The sequence below is a fragment of the Actinoplanes sp. TFC3 genome (assembly GCF_001553785.1).
Classification (GTDB): Bacteria; Actinomycetota; Actinomycetes; order Mycobacteriales; family Micromonosporaceae; genus Actinoplanes.
On sequence record NZ_LOJP01000001.1, the window covers coordinates 2,112,369 to 2,131,782 of the forward strand.

The 19,414-nt window shown below is 71.3% G+C and carries 18 protein-coding genes and 1 pseudogene; 17 read left to right on the forward strand and 2 right to left on the reverse strand.

The window, feature by feature from the left end; all coding sequences use genetic code 11:
• Positions 1–71 precede the first annotated feature (71 nt).
• From TFC3_RS09675 to TFC3_RS39175, 4 genes are all read left to right on the forward strand, one after another.
• A complete protein-coding gene (locus tag TFC3_RS09675; RefSeq protein ID WP_067498378.1) occupies positions 72–617 on the forward strand; it encodes a Rieske (2Fe-2S) protein in 546 nt (181 codons plus the stop codon).
• A 131-nt stretch (positions 618–748) separates the two neighbouring features.
• On the forward strand, positions 749–1,441 hold the full coding sequence (locus TFC3_RS09680; RefSeq protein WP_067498381.1) for a response regulator transcription factor: 693 nt from the start codon (positions 749–751) through the stop codon (positions 1,439–1,441).
• The gene (locus tag TFC3_RS39170) at positions 1,438–2,256 is read left to right on the forward strand and encodes a hypothetical protein (protein ID WP_236718048.1); all 819 of its coding nucleotides are present in this window, start codon (positions 1,438–1,440) and stop codon (positions 2,254–2,256) included. Before TFC3_RS09680 ends, TFC3_RS39170 begins: the two co-directional genes overlap by 4 nt.
• The gene (locus tag TFC3_RS39175; RefSeq protein ID WP_236718049.1) at positions 2,154–3,203 is read left to right on the forward strand and encodes a cell wall metabolism sensor histidine kinase WalK; all 1,050 of its coding nucleotides are present in this window, start codon (positions 2,154–2,156) and stop codon (positions 3,201–3,203) included. Before TFC3_RS39170 ends, TFC3_RS39175 begins: the two co-directional genes overlap by 103 nt.
• On the opposite strand, the gene TFC3_RS09690 is transcribed toward TFC3_RS39175, so the two are convergent.
• Together TFC3_RS09690 and TFC3_RS37885 are read right to left on the reverse strand one after the other, a co-directional pair.
• Positions 3,193–3,516, reverse strand: coding sequence for a hypothetical protein (locus tag TFC3_RS09690; RefSeq protein WP_153040161.1), 324 nt, complete (start codon positions 3,514–3,516; stop codon positions 3,193–3,195). The two genes, TFC3_RS39175 and TFC3_RS09690, sit on opposite strands and share 11 nt — an antisense overlap.
• 59 nt (positions 3,517–3,575) lie before the next feature.
• Positions 3,576–3,752, reverse strand: coding sequence for a hypothetical protein (locus tag TFC3_RS37885; RefSeq protein WP_161952559.1), 177 nt, complete (start codon positions 3,750–3,752; stop codon positions 3,576–3,578).
• Between the two features lie 90 nt (positions 3,753–3,842).
• On the opposite strand from TFC3_RS37885, the gene TFC3_RS36885 reads away from it, so the two are divergent.
• The 13 genes and pseudogenes from TFC3_RS36885 (at position 3,843) to TFC3_RS09755 (ending at position 19,413) form a co-directional block, all read left to right on the forward strand.
• Entirely contained in the window at positions 3,843–5,045 is a 1,203-nt protein-coding gene (locus tag TFC3_RS36885; protein WP_153040162.1) for an HlyD family efflux transporter periplasmic adaptor subunit, read from the forward strand.
• Complete coding sequence (locus tag TFC3_RS09700) at positions 5,042–6,271, forward strand: ABC transporter permease (RefSeq protein WP_236718050.1); 1,230 nt, start codon at positions 5,042–5,044, stop codon at positions 6,269–6,271. The genes TFC3_RS36885 and TFC3_RS09700 overlap by 4 nt, the downstream gene beginning before the upstream one ends.
• 86 nt (positions 6,272–6,357) lie before the next feature.
• Positions 6,358–8,310: pseudogene (gene uvrC, locus TFC3_RS09705) on the forward strand (excinuclease ABC subunit UvrC); the annotation flags it as partial.
• A gap of 763 nt (positions 8,311–9,073) precedes the next feature.
• A complete protein-coding gene (gene rapZ / locus TFC3_RS09710; protein WP_067506330.1) occupies positions 9,074–9,970 on the forward strand; it encodes an RNase adapter RapZ in 897 nt (298 codons plus the stop codon).
• A complete protein-coding gene (locus TFC3_RS09715) occupies positions 9,967–11,073 on the forward strand; it encodes a 2-phospho-L-lactate transferase CofD family protein (RefSeq protein ID WP_236718051.1) in 1,107 nt (368 codons plus the stop codon). Before rapZ ends, TFC3_RS09715 begins: the two co-directional genes overlap by 4 nt.
• Positions 11,074–11,161: 88 nt before the next feature.
• Positions 11,162–12,142: a DNA-binding protein WhiA gene (gene whiA / locus TFC3_RS09720; protein ID WP_067498387.1), complete on the forward strand. Its 981-nt coding sequence runs from the start codon at positions 11,162–11,164 to the stop codon at positions 12,140–12,142.
• 25 nt (positions 12,143–12,167) lie between these two features.
• A complete protein-coding gene (locus TFC3_RS09725) occupies positions 12,168–12,878 on the forward strand; it encodes a Crp/Fnr family transcriptional regulator (protein ID WP_067498389.1) in 711 nt (236 codons plus the stop codon).
• 72 nt (positions 12,879–12,950) lie between these two features.
• Complete coding sequence (locus tag TFC3_RS09730) at positions 12,951–13,463, forward strand: Pycsar system effector family protein (protein ID WP_067498392.1); 513 nt, start codon at positions 12,951–12,953, stop codon at positions 13,461–13,463.
• An 80-nt stretch (positions 13,464–13,543) separates the two neighbouring features.
• Positions 13,544–14,236: a Crp/Fnr family transcriptional regulator gene (locus TFC3_RS09735; protein WP_067498396.1), complete on the forward strand. Its 693-nt coding sequence runs from the start codon at positions 13,544–13,546 to the stop codon at positions 14,234–14,236.
• A 71-nt stretch (positions 14,237–14,307) separates the two neighbouring features.
• Positions 14,308–15,090 (forward strand): hypothetical protein, encoded by a 783-nt coding sequence (locus TFC3_RS09740; RefSeq protein WP_067498399.1) that lies wholly within the window; start codon positions 14,308–14,310, stop codon positions 15,088–15,090.
• Positions 15,087–17,414: a hypothetical protein gene (locus tag TFC3_RS09745; RefSeq protein ID WP_067498401.1), complete on the forward strand. Its 2,328-nt coding sequence runs from the start codon at positions 15,087–15,089 to the stop codon at positions 17,412–17,414. Before TFC3_RS09740 ends, TFC3_RS09745 begins: the two co-directional genes overlap by 4 nt.
• Entirely contained in the window at positions 17,411–18,214 is an 804-nt protein-coding gene (locus TFC3_RS09750) for a hypothetical protein (RefSeq protein WP_067498411.1), read from the forward strand. Before TFC3_RS09745 ends, TFC3_RS09750 begins: the two co-directional genes overlap by 4 nt.
• A complete protein-coding gene (locus TFC3_RS09755; protein WP_067498413.1) occupies positions 18,211–19,413 on the forward strand; it encodes an OmpA family protein in 1,203 nt (400 codons plus the stop codon). Before TFC3_RS09750 ends, TFC3_RS09755 begins: the two co-directional genes overlap by 4 nt.
• The last annotated feature ends 1 nt before the right edge of the window (position 19,414 follow it).

The following is a 19,414-nucleotide window of genomic DNA, read 5'->3' on the forward strand; positions in this document are numbered from 1 at the left end:
GCGTACATACAAGCAACGCCGTGTGACCTCATCACGCGGAACAGCGGGTACTTCGAAGGGTTTGGCAACAGATGACTGACGTGCAGACGAGGCCCGACACCGACCTCACGGGCACCGGCGAGCAGCCGGCCGGCAACGCCGCGGCTACCTCCCGGCGCGTCGTGCTCGTGGGCGCCGGAGCGCTCGGCGCCGGCTGCCTTCTGGCCGCCTGCGGTACGGACTCCTCCACCAGCTCCAGCACGACCGGGGCCAACGGCGGCGACTTCAGCAACGACCCGGCCCCGGCTGGCAGCTCCACCGCGGGCCCCAAGGGCGGCGGCGACTCCTCCGGCGGCGGAGCAACGCTTGTCGCGGTTGCCGACGTTCCCGAGGGCGGCGGCGTGATCAAGGGTGACTACGTCATCACCCAGCCCGAGGCCGGCACGTACAAGGCGTTCAGCAAGATCTGCACGCATCAGGGCTGCCCGGTCAACAAGGTCGAGAACGGCCAGATCAAGTGCCCGTGCCACGCCAGTACGTTCTCCATCGAGGACGGCTCGCCCACCGGCGGCCCGGCGACCAAGGCGCTGGCCGAGACCAAGGTCAAGGTGGACGGCGACAACGTCGTTTCCGCATGAGGGCTGGGGACCGGCCCTTCGCTGACCCTGCCGGGCGCGGGGCCGGTCCTTGCCCGTCGCCAACCTTCAAGATCTTGTCAGCTTTGCCGTAGAACTCCGCCGCAGCCCGCGACCGACCTATAGTCGCCGTCGTGTGCGCCCATGTCCTCGTTGCCGAAGATGATCGCCGGCAGGCCGAGCTGCTGCGCCAGTACCTGCGGGCCGAGGGCCACGAGGTGGTCGTGGTGCACGACGGTCACTCGGCGCTCAGCACGGCCCGCCTGCAGCCTCCGGACCTGCTGATCCTGGATGTCATGATGCCCGGGCTCAGCGGACTCGAGGTGTGCCGGGCGCTGCGCCGTGACAGCGATGTGCTGGTGCTGATGCTCACCGCCCGCTCGGGCGAGGAGGATCTGCTGCTCGGCCTGGACCTGGGAGCCGACGACTACCTGACCAAACCGTACAGCCCCCGGGAACTGGCGGCGCGGGTCCGTACCCTGCTGCGGCGGCGCCGAGCGGCCCCGCAGCCGCAGGACGGGGTGCTGACGGTCGGGCCGCTGACCATCGACCCGGCCCGGCACCGCATCGCCTGCGCCGGGGAACCGGTGGAGTGCACACCGGGGGAGTTCGCCATCCTCGCCGCCATGGCCGGCGCGCCGGACCGCGTCTTCACCCGCGCCCAACTGCTCGATCACACCCGCGGCATCGACCGCAACTCCACGGTGCGCACCATCGACATGCACGTGATGAACCTGCGCCGCAAGATCGAGCCTGACCCGCGCCGACCGGCCCGGCTGGTGACTGTCTACGGCGTGGGTTACAAGCTGGCCGGCGGCTCCGATTGACCCGGGTCCCGCTGCGCCGCAGCCTGGTGGTCCGGCTGCTGGCCACCTCGGTGCTGATCGCGCTGGCCGCCATCGCCGCCACAGCCTGGCTCGCCGTGCAGTCCACCAGCCGGGCCATCCGGCAAGAGCAGGGCCGCTCGCTCGCCGACGACAAGAGCGTCTACGACATGCTGATCGGCTACGCCGCCACGCACCGCGACTGGACCGGCGTGCAGCCACTGATCGACGCCCGGGCGGCCAAGATCGACCGGCGGATCACCCTGCTCACCGATGACCGCGAGGTCATCGCCGATTCCGCGAAGGGCGAGCCGCCGACCGCTGCGCGAGCCTCTGCGACCGTCGACCCGCTGCACCTCGACCAGGGGCTCACCGGCGGGGCCGAGCGCATCGATGCGCGCGTCGCTGGGCCGTACCGGCTGCCGGAAGCAGAACACGCCAAGCTGCGCCTGGCCGCGGAGAAGGACTTGCAGTGCCTGACCGGGACCGGCGGCGAGGGCCAACTGGTGGACACCTCGGCCGGCCGTCCCGTGGTGCAGGTGCTGACCCCGTCCCCGGGTGGGGTCGCCGCTCAGTGCACCGGGCAGAGCCGGATCGTGACGCCCACCGAGGAGCGCGCTCTGCGGGCTCTCGCCGGGCTGACCCAGCGATGCCTCGGTCTCAACGGCAGGGAAGAGATGGTCATTTCCCGGACTACTCGTTCAAGGCTTCGGACGTGGTCCGGGCCCGGGGGATGCCGAAGGTCAAGTCCTGCCTGGCCGAGGCCCGGGTGCAGCAACTGCGTCCGTACGTGCCGCCGCCCGCGCTGCTGTTCGTGACCGGCCCGGCCGCTGCGGCGGACGAGCCGGTGTTCAGCCTGTCGCGCGCCAACGTGCTGCGCATCGCCTGGGTCACCGGCGCGGTCCTGCTCGCCACCCTCGTGCTCACCGTGCTGACCGGGCGCCGGCTGGTCCGCCCGTTGCGGGCACTGACCGAGGCGGCCATGCGCCCGCTCGACGAGCACCGGGCCCCCATGCCGGTCGCCCGCGACGACGAGATCGGCTACCTGGCCCGAGCCCTCAACGACCTCACCGAGCGGCGCGACCAAGCCGAGACGCAGCGCCGGCTCATGGTCAGCGACGTCGCCCACGAACTGCGCACGCCGCTGACCAACATCCGCGGCTGGCTGGAGGCCGCCCGCGACGGCGTGGTCCCGTCCGGGCCGGCCCTGCTGGAACTGCTGCACGACGAGTCGCTGTTGCTGCACCACATCATCGACGACCTCGGCGATCTGGCCGCCGCCGACGCCGGCAACCTGCGCGTGCACCCCGAACGCGTGTGTCTGCGTGACCTGGTGACCCAGGTGCGCGATTCGCACCTCACCGCCGCGGCCGACGGCCGGATCACGCTGACCGCACAGGTGGCGGGCGACCCTGAGATCACTGCGGATCCGGTACGGCTACGTCAGCTTCTCGGCAACCTGGTGTCCAACGCGATCCGTTACACCCCCGCCGGCGGCGCCGTGACGCTGAGCGCCACGGTGGCCGGTGCCGAGCTTCTCGTCGCCGTGCAGGACTCCGGCATCGGCATCGCCGAGCAGGACCTGCCGCGCATCTTCGACCGGTTCTGGCGCGCGGACACCTCCCGGGCCCGGGCCACCGGGGGCAGCGGTCTGGGACTGCCCATCGCCCGCCAGCTTGCCGAGGCGCACGGCGGCACGCTGACCGCGCTGAGCCGGCCGGGCGAGGGCACCACGATGACGCTGCGCCTGCCGGTCACTCCTTGAAGGACTCGCGGCGGCACTCCTGCATCTTGTCCGATCCCCAGTCGCCCAGCGGGCCCACCTCGGTCAGACCGAACTGACCGGTCTCCGGGTCGGGCGCGGTGAGCTTGTAGCCGGCCCGCTGGGCGCACTTGTAGAACTCGCGCTGGTTGTCCTTGAAGGCCGGCAGATCGGTGCGTAGCTGCCGGTCCTCGTACGTCTCCGGCTCAACGGGATGGCAGGCCGCCTGCACCTCCTTGGCCTTCTTGTCGCCCTGCTTGATCTTGAGGTAGACGACCTTCGCCTGCTCGTAACCGGGTCCGCCCTTTTCGGTCACGCACTTGTCCCAGGCCGCCACCAGGGCGTCCCGTTCCTCGTCGCTGGCGTCGAGGCGGATCAGCGGGCGCCGGTCCTCGCCGTCACCGGAGGGCTGGGCCTTGGGGGCGTGCTCTGCAGGGTGGCGATCTGCGGGCTGCCGCTGGTGGTGTCGTTGTCCGGGCTGGAGCAGCCACCGAGCAGGCAGGCGACGGCGAGCGCCACAATGGTGGGACGGCGTGCAGTGGTTCGAGACATGCCGACCACGATCACCGACCGGTGTCAGCATCCTGTCAAGATCCATCGATCTGATCGCTTTCTGACAACCGCTCAGCATGATCTCCCAGCATGACAACTGACCCACCGGCACCGCGCCGCAGACGCCGCCGGATCGCCGGGACGGCCGGGCTGCTCGTGGTGCTGCTGGCCGTGGCGGCGGGCGTCGTCTGGAACAGCCGGCGCAGCACCCCGAAGGTCACCGCCGGGGCGCCGGTCGCGGTGCAGTCCGCCGTCATCGTCAGAACCGACCTGTCGGTCACCACCTCGCTGACCGGCGCCCTCGGTTACGGCCAGGCCCAGCCGGTGAAGGGCGCCCGCGACGGCATCATCACCTGGCTGCCCCGCTCCGGCACGCCCATCGCCCGCGGTGAGCAGCTCTACCGGGTCGACGACCAGCCCGTACCGCTGTTCTACGGCAGCCTGCCGCTCTACCGCGAGCTCGCCCGGCCCGGCACGGTGGGCCGCGACGTGCGCGTGCTCGCCGCGAACCTCCAAGCGCTGGGCTATTCCATCGGCCGCCAGCCCGCCGCCGGCTCGCGGGTACCGATGACCACCCCGTCGCCGGCTCCCTCGCCGGTCCCGTCGCCGGCCGCGTCCCCGACGCCCCAACCGGTGACGACGTGGACCGAGGTCCACAAGGGTGACGGGGTGCTGACGAGGTCGCTCATCGCGGCGTTGCGGCGCTGGCAGCGCGACCTCCGGCTTCCGGTGACCGGCCGCATCGGCATCGGCGACGTCGTCGTGCTAGCCGCGGCCGTGCGGGTCGACTCGCTCACCGCTCAGCGAGGCGATGCCGCGGCCGCGCCGCTGCTGACCGTCACCCCGACCGCGAAGGTGATCACCGCCAAGGCCGGCACCGCCGTCGCGGCCGCCATCGAGCAGGGCGATCCGGTCACCGTCGTGCTGCCCGGCGACACCTCGGTGCCCGGCAAGGTCACCGCCATCGCCACGACGGTCGAGGAGGAAGGCTCATCCGGTACGCCGCAGCGCGCGATCACCGTCACGGTCACCGGCAACCGCGGTCTCAGCGGCCTCGACGCGGCCGCCGTGCAGGTCGACCTGGCCGGGGAGACCCACCGCGACGTGCTCGCCGTGCCGGTCGGCGCGCTGGTCGCCCTCAGCGAAGGCGGGTACGCCGTCCAATTGGCCGAGGGCAACCGGCTTGTCGCCGTGGAAACCGGCATGTTCGCCATAGCCGCCCGGATGCCGCGCCGGGTCGAGATGCTCGACGGGCGGCTGGTCGCCGACTCCGGTCCGGTGATGACCCGGTGACGGCACCCTCCCGCGCCGCGCTGGCCGCCGCGCGCCCGGTCCGGCTGGCCGTGCTCGACCTGCTGGGCCTGGGGCTGCTCGGAATCCGTACCCGCAAGGTCCGGGCCGCCCTGTCCGCGCTGGGCATCGCCATCGGCATCGCCACGATCGTCGTGGTCACCGGCATTCCCGCCTCCAGCCAGGCCCAGCTCATGCGCGAGTTGTCCGGGCTGGGCACCGACCTGCTGCAAGTGACGGCGGCACCGGATCAGCAGCCGCCGGCTCAGCTACCCGAACAGGCGGCCGGCATGGTGCAGCGGATCGGGCCGGTGACCCGGGTCGGCGCTGTGGCGAACACCCATACGCTGGTGCGGCGCTCGGATCGTACGGACCCCGAGGACGGCTCCGGGCTGACCGTGCTGGCCAGCCGGCTCGACCTGCTGCCCGCGGTCGGCGCCCACCTGCACCAGGGACAGTGGCTCACCCCGGTGACCGCCCGCTTCCCGGCGGTGGTCCTCGGCTCGGTGGCCGCCACCCGGCTCGGCGTGACCGGCGTGGACGGTGGTGAAGGACCCGGTCAGCAGGTCATGATCGGCGACCGGTGGTTCACCGTCGTGGGGATCCTGTCCGCCGTCCCGCTGTTCCCCGAGATCGACCGGTCGGTGCTGGTGGGCTGGCCCGCAGCCCAGACCGAGCTCGGCTTCGACGGCCGTCCGACCACGCTGTACGTGCGCTCCGACGAAGCGGCTGTGGAGCAGGTGCGCGCGGTGCTGCCCGCGACGGTGAATCCGGCCCAGCCCGCCGACGTGCGGGTCAGCCGGCCCTCGGAGGCCCTTGCCGCGAAACGGGCCACCGAGAGCACGTACTCGTCGCTGCTGCTCGCCCTGGCCGCGGTGGCGTTGCTGGTCGGCGGCATCGGGGTGGCGAACACCATGGTGGTCTCGGTGCTGGAACGCCGTACCGAAATCGGTCTGCGCCGGGCGCTGGGGGCCACGCGGGGTCAGATCCGCAGCCAGTTCCTGACCGAGTCGGTGGCGCTGGCCGTTCTGGGTGGGATCACCGGCACCTTCCTCGGCGGCTGCGCCACGATCGGGTACGCCGCCTACCATCACTGGCCGCTGGTGCTGCCCCTGTCCGCGACGATGGCCGGGCTGGGCGGTGCGCTGCTGGTCGGCGTGGTGGCAGGCGTCTATCCATCGATGCGCGCGGCCGGCCTGCCCCCGACGGAGGCCCTGGCGGGCAGCTGATCAAGGCCGGAGGCCCGACGCCGTGGCGGCGGCAACGGGCCTCCGGTTGCGGAAATCATGTCAGAGGGTGGAACTAGTGTTGAGTGGTGCCTGACCCGTCCAGCTACCGCCCGGCGCCGGGGACCATCCCGGACGCTCCCGGCGTCTACCGTTTTCGTGATCCCACCGGCCGCGTCATCTACGTGGGCAAGGCCAAGAGCCTGCGCAACCGGCTGAATTCCTACTTCGCCGACACGTGGACCCTGCACGCGCGCACCCAGCAGATGGTGACGACCGCGGCGGCTGTCGACTGGGTCACCGTCAGCAGCGAAGTTGAGGCTTTGCAGCTGGAGTTCTCCTGGATCAAGGAATTCGATCCGCGCTTCAACGTCAAATATCGCGACGACAAGTCGTACCCCTTCCTCGCCGTGACCTTGAATGAGGAATTCCCCCGGCTGCAGGTCATGCGCGGGGCGAAGCGCAAGGGAGTGCGCTACTTCGGGCCCTACAGTCATGCCTGGGCCATCCGCGAGACCCTTGACCTGCTGCTGCGGGTGTTCCCGGCGCGCACCTGCTCCGCCGGGGTGTTCAAGCGCTCCGGGCAGATCGGGCGTCCCTGCCTGCTCGGCTACATCGGCAAATGTTCAGCACCCTGCGTGGAAAGGGTCAGCGCGGCCGAGCACCGCGAGATCGTCGACGACTTCTGCGACTTCATGGCCGGGCGCACCGACGCCTTCGTCAAGCGCCTCGAACGCGACATGCTCGACGCCTCCGAGCAGCTCGAATTCGAGAAGGCGGCGCGGCTGCGCGACGACATCGCGGCGCTGCGCAAGGCGATGGAGAAGCAGACAGTGGTGCTGGGCGACGGCACCGACGCCGACGTGGTGGCCTTCGCCGAGGATCCGCTCGAAGCCGCGGTGCAGGTCTTCCACGTCCGCGACGGCCGGGTGCGTGGCCAGCGTGGCTGGGTCGTGGAGAAAGTGGAGGATCTGACCACCGGCGACCTGGTGCATCACTTCTGCAGCCAGGTCTACGGTGACGAACACGGCGAGGGGGACGTACCCAAAGAACTGCTGGTCCCGGAACTCCCCCCGGACTCCGCGGCCCTGGAGAACTGGCTGTCCGAGCACCGTGGCAGCCGGGTGTCGTTGCGCGTGCCACAGCGCGGTGACAAGCGTTCGCTGCTGGAAACCGTGGCCCGCAACGCCGGCGAATCGCTGCAACGCCACAAGCTACGCCGCGCCGGCGACCTGACCACCCGCAGCAAGGCCCTCGACGAGATCGCCGAGGCCCTCGGGCTCGACTCCGCGCCGCTGCGCATCGAATGCTTCGACGTGTCGCAGATCCAGGGCACCGACGTGGTTGCCAGCATGGTGGTCTTCGAGGACGGGCTCGCCCGGAAAAGTGAGTATCGTCGCTTCGCGGTGCGGGGTAACCCGGACGGCAGCGGCACCGATGACCTGGCGGCCATGTCGGAGGTGATGCGGCGCCGGTTCGCTCGCTACAAGGCGCAGCCGTCCTCGGGCCCGCCGCCAGTGCCGGTTTCCGGCGAACTCGATGGCGACGACGTGGCCACCAACGACCTGCCGGGCATCGACCTGCTGACCGGCAAGCCGCGCCGGTTCGCGTACCCGCCCCAACTGGTGGTCGTGGACGGTGGCCAGCCGCAGGTCAACGCGGTGGCCGCGGTGCTGTCCGACCTGGGCATCACGGACGTGGCACTCTGCGGCCTGGCCAAACGCCTGGAGGAGGTCTGGCTGCCGGGTGAGGACTTCCCCGTCATTCTTCCCCGTACGTCCGAAGCCCTCTACCTCCTGCAGCGCCTCCGTGACGAGGCCCACCGGTTCGCCATCACCTTCCACCGGCAACGGCGTTCCAAGCGGATGACCGCCTCGGCACTGGACAACATCCCGGGGCTGGGCGAGACCCGGCGCAAGGCGCTGCTGCGGCACTTCGGGTCGCTCAAGAAGCTCGGGCAGGCCACGCCGGAGGAGATCACCGAGGTGCCGGGGGTGGGGCGGCGGACGGCGGAGGCTGTGCTGGCTGCGCTTGCCGGCTCCGAACCTGGTGGTGGCTCGGATTCGGCTGGGGGCTCTGAGCCGGCTGCTGGTTCGGCTGGGGGCGGGGCTGGGCGGACGAAGGCTGGGGCCAACCGGAACCGGGTGCGGCGGGCTGTGGCGGAGGCGCCGGATGGTGCTGCGGAGCCGGGATCAGGAGAGGCGCGTTTTGCCGAGCCGAATGCTGGCGAGATCGGCAGCGCTGCTCAGGGGCTGCAGGAAGAGGCGGCTTTGGTCGAGGTCGTAGACGTGGCAGAGCGCTAAGCGGCTGAGGGCTGGTTGGTGACGCCCTGCCAGGTGATGGGGCGTTTCTGCTGGTCGGCGGATGCTGGGGCGTGGATGAGCCGAGGGCTGAGGAGCCGGCGCGCAGCTGATGGCGTGGGGCACGGGCTGGAATAGGGCGGGGCGGCTGGCCGTTGCGGCGGTGGGGGATATGCCCGGTCGTGCGGTTGGCGCGTACGGGCGGGTGAACTCCGCGCTGCTGCACGCGTGATCGGGAAGCGGACGTCATGTCCGGCGGTCGTGGGTAGCTGAGTCGGCCTAGGATGCAGTGTCCCTACCGGCCGCGGGCGCCGGGCGGGGCAGCTTCACCCCAGCGCAACGGGCCGTTGCCCGGGCCACGGGTGGGGGAGCTTCACCCAGCGCAACGGGCTCTGTCCGGGCAGCGGGTGGGGGTGCTCCGGCCAGCGAAAAGCTGCGCTGGGCGGGGTGGAGGGGCAAGGTCAGTAATCGTGGTGCGGTGCAGGAGGAGTGCGTGACCGAGTCGATGCCGGAGTTCGCTCCGGAGCCGTCGCTGGACGAGGAGAGTACCGACCTCGTGGTGGTGACCGGGGTGTCCGGTGGTGGCCGCAGTACGGTCGCCCGGGCCCTGGAAAACGTCGGCTTCTACGTCGTCGACAATCTGCCGCAGGCGTTGATGCTGGACATGGCTCAGCTCGCGTTCGCGGCAGGCGGTGCGGCGCGGCGGACGGCCATGGTGCTGGATGTGCGCAGCCGCGCTTTCTCGACCGACCTGGCAGGGGCCGTACGGGCGCTCAAGGATCGTGGGTTTTCTCCGCGGGTGGTGTTCGTTGACGCCGATGACGAGGTGCTCATCCGGCGGTTCGAGTCCGTGCGGCGCTCGCATCCCCTGCAGGGTGATGGGCGGCTGGCCGACGGGATCGCGGCCGAGCGCAAGCTGCTCGAGGAGGCGCGCGAGCAGGCCGACGTGATCATTGACACCAGTCACCTCAACGTCAACCAGTTGCGCCGCCGGGTCGAGGAGCTGTTCGGCGGGGAGGACGCGCGCCGGCTGCGGATCACTGTGCTTTCCTTCGGCTTCAAGTACGGTCTGCCGCCGGACGCCGACTACGTGCTCGACGCCCGGTTCCTGCCCAACCCGTTCTGGGTGCCGGAGCTGCGCGACCACACCGGCCTGGAAGAGGGCGTCAGCAACTACGTCCTCGGGCAGGAGGGCGCCGGTACGTTCGTGGGCACCTACGCCGACCTGATCGCTGCCACCGCGCCGGGGTTCGAGCGGGAGGGCAAGCGCTACCTGACCGTGGCCGTGGGCTGCACCGGCGGTAAGCACCGAAGCGTCGCTATCGCCGAGGAGTTGACCACCCGCCTGCGCGACATCCGGCTCTCCGCCCACTCGTCGCATCGGGACCTGGGGCGCGAGTGAGCCGCCCCCTGGACGAGGCGCGCCAGCGGCCCGAGGCGGCAGGGAGGCAGCTCAAGGTCGTGGCGTTCGGCGGGGGGCACGGGCTGGCCGCGTCGCTGCGGGCGCTGCGCAAGAGCTCGGCCAAGCTGGACGTCGACATCACCGCCGTTGTGACCGTGGGTGACAACGGCGGCTCCAGTGGGCGGCTGCGGGCCGAGCGGGATGCGCTGCTGCCGCCCGGCGATCTGCGGATGGCGCTGGCGGCGCTGGCCGATGAGGAGCCGGGCCATCAGACGACGGTACGGCTGCTGCAGCACCGGTTCGCCCCGGTCAACAACCCCGACCGCCGGACCACGGCCCCGATTGCGACAGCCACCACGGCAGCCGCCGCAGCCGGGGCGGGCGAGCTGAACGGGCGGCGCCTCGACGGCTACGACCCGCTGGCCGGGCACGCGGTCGGCAACCTTCTTCTCCTCGGCCTCATGGAGCTGACCGGCGACCCCGTCGCAGCCCTGGAGCATGCCGCCTGGATGGTCGGCGCCAAAGGCCGGGTTCTCCCGATGGCCTCGCACGCCGTGGGGATCGAAGCCGAGGTGCGCGGCGGAGATCCCGCGCGTCCCCAGGATGTCGTCACGGTCCGCGGTCAGCACGCTGTGGCCGTCACCAACGGTCATGTCGAGGCGTTACGGATCGTGCCTGAGTCTCCACCGGCGTGCCCGCGGGCGCTGACCGCCATCGCGGAGGCGGACTGGCTGATCTTCGGGCCGGGGAGCTGGTACACGAGCGTTCTTCCGCATCTTCTGGTGCCGGAGCTGGCCGCGGCCATCGTGGCGAGCCCGGCGCGGCGGCTGGTGACCTTGAACCTTGCCGCCGACAACGAAACCGCGGGGCTGTCCGTGGCCGACCATCTGGCTGCGCTGCACTGGTACCTTGCCGAGCTGCGCGTGGACACCGTGCTCGCCGACCCTGCCTGGGTGGGGGAGCCGGAGCCGGTGCACCGGGCCGCCGAGGCGCTCGGGGCTCGGCTGGTGCTCGCGCCGCTGGCCCGCGATGACGGCAGTCCCCGGCATGATCCTGAGTCGTTGGGTACAGCGTTGGTGCCGGTCCTCGGCGTCGATCGTTAAGCAACTGGCGTGTCGCGGCCGGCACGAAAGCGTAAGCGGCCAGAAAAAGCGTAACCAGACCGTGAAACAAGCATGAGGTGACTTCGAGATGGCGATGACGGCAGCGGTCAAGGACGAGCTGAGCCGGGTCGACGTGCCCAAGCCGTGCTGCCGCCGTGCGGAGATGGCCGCCCTTTTGCGTTTCGCGGGAGGCCTGCACATCGTCTCGGGCCGGGTGGTCGTCGAGGCCGAACTCGACACCGGGGCCGTCGCCCGTCGGCTGCGCCGCGAGATCCACGACGTGTACGGCTACCCCAGCGAGGTGCACGTGCTCGCCTCGGGGGGTCTGCGCAAGGGCAGCCACTACATCGTGCGCATCGTCAAGGACGGCGAGGCGCTGGCCCGTCAGACCGGCCTGCTCGACGTCCGCGGCCGTCCGGTCCGGGGCCTGCCGCCGCACGTGGTTTCGGCCAACGTCTGTTGCGCGGTTGCGGCCTGGCGTGGCGCGTTCATGGCGCACGGTTCGCTCACCGAGCCGGGCCGGTCGAGCGCCCTGGAGATCACCTGCCCCGGCCCGGAGGCGGCGCTGGCCTTGCGCGGTGCCGCCCGGCGTATCGGCATCACCGCCAAGGAGCGCGAGGTACGCGGGGTCGACCGGGTGGTGATCAAGGACGGTGACGCGATCGCCGCGCTGCTGACCCGCATCGGCGCGCACTCCAGCGTGCTGGCCTGGGAGGAGCGCCGGGTCCGCCGCGAGGTGCGCGCCACCGCCAACCGGCTCGCCAACTTCGACGACGCCAACCTGCGCCGCTCGGCCCGCGCCGCGGTGGCCGCGGCCGCCCGGGTCACCCGTGCGCTGGAAATTCTGGAGACTGAGGCGCCCAACCATCTGACCTCGGCCGGTCGGCTGCGCCTGGAGCACCGGCAGGCCAGCCTGGAGGAGCTGGGCGCGCTGGCCGACCCGCCGCTGACCAAGGACGCGATCGCCGGGCGCATCCGCCGGCTGCTCGCCCTGGCCGACAAGCGGGCCCGTGACCTGGGCATCCCCGACACCGAGGCGGCCGTGACCCCGGAGATGATGGCCTGCTGAGCGTAGCTGTCCGTCAGACCCGGGTATGGCTGGCAGTGAATTCGAGCCGGAGCCCGGGAGCTTCGCGGCGCACCTGAGCGCGCCGACCTACGCGGCACTGCGGTCCAGTGGCGACGAACGCCGCTACCGCAGCGGCGCGACCCTGGTGCATCAGGGTGATCCGTCGCGGCACGTCGTGGTGCTGGAATCCGGCTGGGTGAAGGTCACCGCGACGACCCGGCGCGGCTGGGAAGCCGTACTCGCCATCCGCGGCGCCGGTGACATCCTCGGCGAGCTGTCCGCGCTGGACGCCCGGCCCCGGCTGGGCACTGTCACCACGCTCACCCCGGTGACCGCTGTGCTGATCGCCGACGAGCGGTTCAAGGCCTGCCTGCGCGCCGACTGGTCGCTGGCCGAGGCGCTGCTGCGGCACCTGACCGCCAACCTGCGCGAATCCGATGAGCGCCGGATCCAGTTCGGCGGCAGCAACGGCGACAGCCGGCTCTTCGCCATACTCCACGAACTCTGCGAACGCCATGGCCGGCCCACCGATGAGGGGGTGCTGATCGGGCTGCCGCTGTCCCAGCAGGATCTGGCCGCGGCGGTGGGGGTCTCGCGCGAGGTGGTGGCCCGGTCGATGCGGCTGCTGCGCTCGCGCGCCATCGTCATCACCCGGCGCCGCCAGATCGTGGTGCGCCAGCCCGATCTGCTGCGGTCGCTGGCCGCTTCTGTGTCGTTGTCGACAGATCCTCCGTAACGAGTGACGTCGATAGCTCCGACGCTGACGCCCACCATCGGAAGTACACCGCTGCTACACCCGGAGGCCGAGATGATCCCGTCAGTTCTTCCCGCCGACATCACCCGGGGACCGCTGTGGCTGATCGAGCGGCTGGTCACCGACACCCGCGACGAGTTGCGCCGCGCCGATGCCAAGGCCGCGCAGTGGCTGGCCGCGCTGGGTGCGGCGATGACCGCGATGCTGGCCTCCTGGGCCGCGCGCGGTTCGACGCCGTGGCAGGGCGGTGCGCTGCCCGCCTGGACGGCGAGCTTCGGCACAACCGCTGCGGTGGTCGCGGTGGTCGCCTTGGTCCTGGTTCTTTTCCCCCGTACGTCCGGAAGTGGCGATCTTCGTCATGTCGCCTACTTCGGCCACGTCAGCCGGATTGGCGACCCGGACCGGGTCCGCGAGCTCGTGGAGCAGGCCGCCCAGGACGCGATGCCCGGCATGGTCACCGAACTGTGCTGGCTCAGCCGCATCGCCGTGCTCAAGTACCGCTACGCCAAGCTCGGCGCCATCTTCGCCCCGCTCGCCGTCGTCCTGATGATGGCGGCCTCGCTCTAACTCACCGCTGATCACACGCCCCGCCGGCCCGGCGGCACCGTTCGCCGGGCCGCGCTGGCGGCTACCCGAAGGAGGCCCCGATGACCACCGATCAATGGGCGCCCGGCACGTTCCTCGGGCGTCTGTCCAAGCCGGAGCGCACCGGGCTGTTCCAGCTCGGCCGGCGTGAGGAGTTCCGCGACGGCAGCTTCCTGCTGCGCCAGGGCGACGAAAGCCGCGACGTCCTGGTGCTGCTGACCGGCCGGGTGCGCATCGTCATGGCCGGCGCCGACCGGCCGGCCCAGCGCATCGCGGTGCGGGCCAGCGGTGAGCTGCTCGGCGAGCTCGGCTTCCTGGACAACCGTTTGCGCTCGGCCTCGGTCGTGGCGGTGGGCCTGGTCAGCGGGCTGCGGCTGCCGCGCGACGCGTTCAGCCGGTTCCTCGACAACCACCCGGGCGTGCTCTGGCACGTGGCCCGGCTGCTCAGTGAACGGCTGCGCGCCGCGGACGCCCGGCAGATGGAGTCGGCGCTCGACGTCGAAGCCCGGCTCGCGGCGGCGCTGTTCTCGATGGCCCTGACGGAACGGGAACGCCGGCCCGGCCCGGTGGTGGTGCGCTGCACCCAGCGCGAACTGGGTCAGATGATCGGCGCCGCGACCGTCTCGGTGCACCGGGCGCTGCGCAAGCTGGCCGGGCGCGACTGCATCACCACCGGGCACCGGGCCGTGGTGATCCGCGACCTCGACGCGCTGGCCGAGGTGGCCGGGCGCACAACTTTGCATCACCTGACGTAGATCAATTCGCATCGATAACCGGCACGTCCCCACAGTGGAATCCGGTCTCCCAGCGATCAAGGTGGAAGGTCATGACCGAGCTGCTTCCCAACCCTGCCACAGCCATCTCGTACGACATCGTCGGCTCCAGCGCCGGCGGCTACACGCGGCACAACGAGCTCCTGTCGGCCACCGAGAACGCGGTGACCGCCATCATCGAGGCGTCGCCCTATCCGGGTCAGTGGGTGCGCAGCAATCGCGGTGACGGTGAGGTGACAGTCGCGCTGTCCGGCATACCCGGGGCCTGGATTCTGGCCCGGTTCCTGCCTGAACTGCACGCGGCGCTGGTCGGCTACAACGCGAACAAGAGCGTCGAGCACCGGCTGCTGCTGCGCGTCGGGGTGGCCTTCGGCGACGTGCTGGTGGACAACGGTATGCCCCGCGGCGGTGACGCGCTGGTGATGGCCGCCCGGCTGCGCGACGACAATGCGGCGTACGAGGCCTTCGACGCGGTTCCGGCGGCGCAGGTCGTGGCGATGATTTCGGACGCCGCGTACGAGCGAGCGGTGCCCCACCACGCGATGGGCCTGGAGAGCCGCCGGTTCCGCCGGGTGCGCACACGCATCGAGGGCAGGCCGGCGACCGGCTGGCTGCACGTACCCCATCACGAACCTCCGGTGGTCACCGGCGCCGAACCCAACGCCCCGGCCGCGCAGAAGCCGGCCCCGGAACCGGCGAAGGCTGAACCGGTGAAGAAGAAACCGGCCAAGAAGAAGCCGAGCGAGGGGGCGAAGTACCACACCGAGATCGAGGGCGGCACGAACGCCGTCGGGGACCGGCCCACCGCGGTGAGCTGGGGGAGTGAGCCGTCATGACCGCCCCCGAGCCGGTCGAGCCGGACCGCCCGGACACCGGGCCCGCAACCGCGGCCGCACCCGAGCAGCCCGAGCCGGCAGCACAAGGGCCGGCAGCACAAGAGAAGGCCGCAGGAGAACAGGAGCCGGCCGGGGAGGGGCGCCCGCAAGGGGAGCGGCAGGAGCCTGCGGGCAACGGCCGGGAGGCCCGCGCGCGGGAGCAGTCCGCCGAGGAGGCGGCCGATGACAAGGATCTGGCCGGCGGGCTGAGGGACTTCCGCGGTGGACGCGGCGGCGAGGCGGCGGCCGGGGAGGATGAGAGCTGGAACTCGCGGGACAACCCGGTGACCGAGCAGACGCACCGGACCTGGGTCGGCGGGGGCAGCGCGGCGATCGGGGAGAACGCCATCGCCATCCAGATCAACCTGCCCGGCGGCAAGCAGGTCATCGCGCTCAAGTACGAGCGGGATGCCCGATGGATCAAGGAAGCGCGGGAGACGTTTGTCAAGCCGGCGGAGTTTTGGGCGTACCGGGAAACGCTTGCGGCCTGTTCCTTGCTCTTTCTGCGCGGCGGTCGGGGAACTGGGCGCAAGCGGCTCGCCGAGATGCTGCTGGCGAGCGTGGCCGGGGACAACCGGGTGGCCGGGGTGGAGGTGCCGCAGCCCGATGTGACGCTGGCGGCGCTGGTCAACGAGCCGGGGCTGCTGCGGGCCGGGCACGGCGTGATCCTCGAGCTGAGCACGCCCGGGACGGTGAGCGGGGCACTGCTGGCCACGTTCCGCAGTCTGGCCGAACGGGCGCGGACGCACCTGGTGATCCTCGGCGATCGGGCTCCGGCGGCGGATCCGGAGCTGCGGCCGTACGAGATAGTGGTTGATCCACCGCGACCCACCGCCGTGCTGCGGCGTCATCTCATGGCCGAGCTCGACCGGCGTCAGCTTTGCAAGGACGGTTGTGAGACGTGCGATCGGTCCTGCTGGCGCACGTTCGTCGACGATTGCCTGCGCCAGGAGAAGGTGATCCGGCAGCTCGACGCCGACCCGCTGCCCGCCTCGGTGGCCGACCTGGCCCGGCAGCTGGCCGGCTGGAACCGCACGGAGGAGGACCTCGACCGGGCGCTGGGCGGGGCCCGGATCCGGTTGCGGCAGATCGCCGCCAGTCTGGTGCGGGCCGGATCGGAGGCCGACGCCAACGACCCGCAGGCCGCACCCCGGCGCCAGGCCGTGCAGATCGCCTACGCGGCGTTCGACGGGTTCGCGCTGGCCGATGTCTTCGAGGTCGGGTCGCTGCTGCTGCAGATCCTGTGGATCGAGGAGAACGGCGGCGAGGCGACCTCGCGCATCGTGTTCGACGCCGGGATCGAGCGGATGCTGAGCGTGCCGGACGGCGAGGCGGTCGTGCAGAGCGACCCGGACGAGTATCCGCGCCGGGTCCGCTTCACCGATCCGCGGATGACCCTGCAGGTGCTCGACGTGGTGTGGAACGACTTCGACGGGGTCCGCACGCCGCTGCAGTTCTGGCTCGACCAGCTTGTCACCGGCAACCGGCTGGGCATCCGGGTGCGGGCGGCCCAGATCGCCGGCTGGCTGGCCACCTTGGACTTCGAAGAGGTGTGGCGCAAGCTGATCGGTCCGTGGGCCCGCTCGGCGAACGGTGCCGAGCGGCAGGCTGCGGCGTGGGCGATCGACATCATCGCGCTGGCCGACAACCGGTCGCTGGGCCGGCTGCGGGGGCGGGTACGCGACTGGGTTCGCAGCACCAACCCGTACCTTCACGACACCGCGGCCCGCACCTGCGGCACCCGGTACGGCACCGCGTTCCTCGGCGACGCCCTGGCCGACCTGGGCAGGCTGGCCGCCCGTGACGACCTCACCGGCAGCGCCTCGGTGGCCATGGCGATGCGGCTGCTCTACCCCCGGTTCCCCGAGGAGACCCGGGAAGCGCTGATCCAGTGGAGCGGTGACGACAAACCCCGGGTGCGGGTGCACGCGTCACGTTCCTTGATCCTGCTCGCCGACCTGCCCGCGGGGGCGCCGCGCGAGCAGTGGCCCCGGCTGCTGGCCGACCTGGCCGCCGGCGACCCGATGTCGCTGGTCCGGTTGTGGCGTTCGGCGCTCGGCGGGCCGACCACCCAGTTCCGGGCCTGGGCCGCCCTGCACACCTGGCTGCAGTACGCCGACACCGACCCCGAGCTGCAGGACCTGGTGGTGCGGCTGGCTGCGCGGGTCCTCGGCGACGAACGGCTGGCCCGGGCCGGGCGGTTCACCATCCGGCGCTGGGCCCGCGACTGCGCCACCGCCGACCGGCTGCTGAGCACCCCCTGGCAACGAGGAGACGAGCGATGAGCTTCTGGCAGAGCGTCAAGAAATTCTTCACCGGCCGCCCCCAACCGATCTCAACCGGCTCCACGACCGAGGAGGCCCGGCATCAGACGCCCGCCCCGGACCAGCCGGTGATCGCGCTGGCCTGCGGCGATGTCTACGAGTTCCGGGTCTACGCGGACATCGAGTGGTCGACGCGGGCGATGAGCTACGACCAGTTGGTGCGCCAGGCCGGGGAGCGGTCGGCCACGGTTGCCGAGGATCTGCGCCGGCGGGTGTGGCGGGAGGCTCGCCGGCATCGCCCGCATGAGGCGGCGGCGGCCGAGGATGCGATCCGGCGGTCGCTGGGTAGCTGGTGCTACGAGACCGATTACGGGACGATCAAGTGCACTCCGACCGTACGGGTGTGGCCGGATCCTCGGGTTCAGGAGCACTTGACCCCGTACGCCCTCAGGTCCATCGATCTGGACAGCGAGCGGATCCTCAGCTTGCAGCGGGCCGGCAGCGTCCAGGAAATGGTGGAACGCTGGCGGCGGGTGCTGCTCGACCTGCGCGCCGGCGTGGTCACCGTGCACGCGGCCCAGCTCAGCGACCCCGGGTTCGCCACGGTCGTCGGCCGGCTCGCCGACCGTCGCCGGCAGTCCGTGCTGGAGCTGGTCGAGGTGCTGGACCGCTCGGTGAAGGATCACGAGCAGGTCGGGCTCTTCGAGTTCGCCGAGATGTACGCCAACGCGATCGTGGCGTTGCAGCGTCAGCTCGACATCGAGGAGAGCGAGCTGGTCGAGCAGATGATGGACCCACCGATGCGCGAGCCGTCGCGATGAGGGCGCTGGTGATCGGCGCAGTGCTGCTCGCCTTTGCCGGTAGCTGCTCGTCAGAGGAGAAGCCGCCGGCCACGCGGGCCTGCGCGCCGCTGGACCGCATCGACGACGCGCGGTCCGCCGCCGGGGTGACGACGATGCTGGTCGACGTCAGCGCGTCGGTGCGCGGGGCGAGCCAGGCGCCGGATTACCGCGCGGCGCTCAAGGAACACGTGGTGGGCGCGATCGGCCGCGGTGATGTGGTGAACATCGGCTCGTTCGACGGGTCCGCGGCGTCGGTGCGCTGGACCGCGCAGGACAAGTTCGCCGCGCTGACCGCTGGCCGCTCGGTCAACCAGGGCATCCAGACCGAGCAATTCGTGACGTGCCTGGGTGACGCCGTGGACCGGGCTGCGGCGACCGCACCGGCCACGGACAACACCGATGTGGAGGGTGCCCTGCAGGTCCGCGCCGGAGCGGGGAAGGCGGCCACCCGCCGGACCGTGGTGCTGGCCACCGACGGGCTCAGCACCACCGGCTGCGTCAACCTGGCCGACGGTCCGGCCGGCAAGCTGCGCTGGATAGACACCATCGTGGCCAGGTGCCCGGGGCAGTCGGACTGGCCGGTTGCGCTGGGCGGCACCGACCTGGTGATGCTGGGTATCGGGCACCCTGCCGACGGCGTGCCGCCCACCGGCGGCGTCGAGTTCCTGCGCCGGCTCTGGGAGAGCGTCTGCGTGGTGGCCAAGGCGGCCAGCTGCGAGATCTCCAGCGACCCTCTGGCCTTTTCTCAAGGCGCCCGCGCTGCCACCAAAGATCCGGCGGTGACGTTCGTGGCCGATGGTGGCACCGCGCCGCCGCCGGCCCCGCTGGAGCTGGTGTTCCCGGTTGACAGCCTGTTCGCCACGGGCTCGGCCGTGATCGACGAGAAGGGCGCGGCGCTGATTGAGCGGCGCGTCAAGGAGCTGCCCGCGGCCGTGCAGATCGAAGTCGTCGGGCATGCCGACGCCCGCGACACTGCCGCGCACAACCTGACGCTTTCGCGGGACCGCGCGGACAACGTTGCCGACGTGCTGCACCGGGCGGGCTTCGCCATGGTCAGCGCCGGTGGGGTGGGCGAGCGCGACGCCCAGTGCTCGCAGCAAAAACTGCCGGACGGTACGTGGAACGAGCCGTGCCTGAGCCGGGACCGCAAGATCGTGCTCAAGGTGAAGGTGGACTGAG

Bases quoted from the DNA above. Each gene is read 5' to 3' on its own strand.
- TFC3_RS09675 (WP_067498378.1), top strand. From the start codon at position 72: ATGACTGACGTGCAGACGAGGCCCGACACCGACCTCACGGGCACCGGC.
- TFC3_RS37885 (WP_161952559.1), bottom strand. From the start codon at position 3,752: ATGTCTCGAACCACTGCACGCCGTCCCACCATTGTGGCGCTCGCCGTC.
- TFC3_RS36885 (WP_153040162.1), top strand. From the start codon at position 3,843: ATGACAACTGACCCACCGGCACCGCGCCGCAGACGCCGCCGGATCGCC.
- rapZ (WP_067506330.1), top strand. From the start codon at position 9,074: ATGCCGGAGTTCGCTCCGGAGCCGTCGCTGGACGAGGAGAGTACCGAC.
- whiA (WP_067498387.1), top strand. From the start codon at position 11,162: ATGGCGATGACGGCAGCGGTCAAGGACGAGCTGAGCCGGGTCGACGTG.
- TFC3_RS09725 (WP_067498389.1), top strand. From the start codon at position 12,168: ATGGCTGGCAGTGAATTCGAGCCGGAGCCCGGGAGCTTCGCGGCGCAC.
- TFC3_RS09730 (WP_067498392.1), top strand. From the start codon at position 12,951: ATGATCCCGTCAGTTCTTCCCGCCGACATCACCCGGGGACCGCTGTGG.
- TFC3_RS09735 (WP_067498396.1), top strand. From the start codon at position 13,544: ATGACCACCGATCAATGGGCGCCCGGCACGTTCCTCGGGCGTCTGTCC.
- TFC3_RS09740 (WP_067498399.1), top strand. From the start codon at position 14,308: ATGACCGAGCTGCTTCCCAACCCTGCCACAGCCATCTCGTACGACATC.
- TFC3_RS09745 (WP_067498401.1), top strand. From the start codon at position 15,087: ATGACCGCCCCCGAGCCGGTCGAGCCGGACCGCCCGGACACCGGGCCC.
- TFC3_RS09750 (WP_067498411.1), top strand. From the start codon at position 17,411: ATGAGCTTCTGGCAGAGCGTCAAGAAATTCTTCACCGGCCGCCCCCAA.
- TFC3_RS09755 (WP_067498413.1), top strand. From the start codon at position 18,211: ATGAGGGCGCTGGTGATCGGCGCAGTGCTGCTCGCCTTTGCCGGTAGC.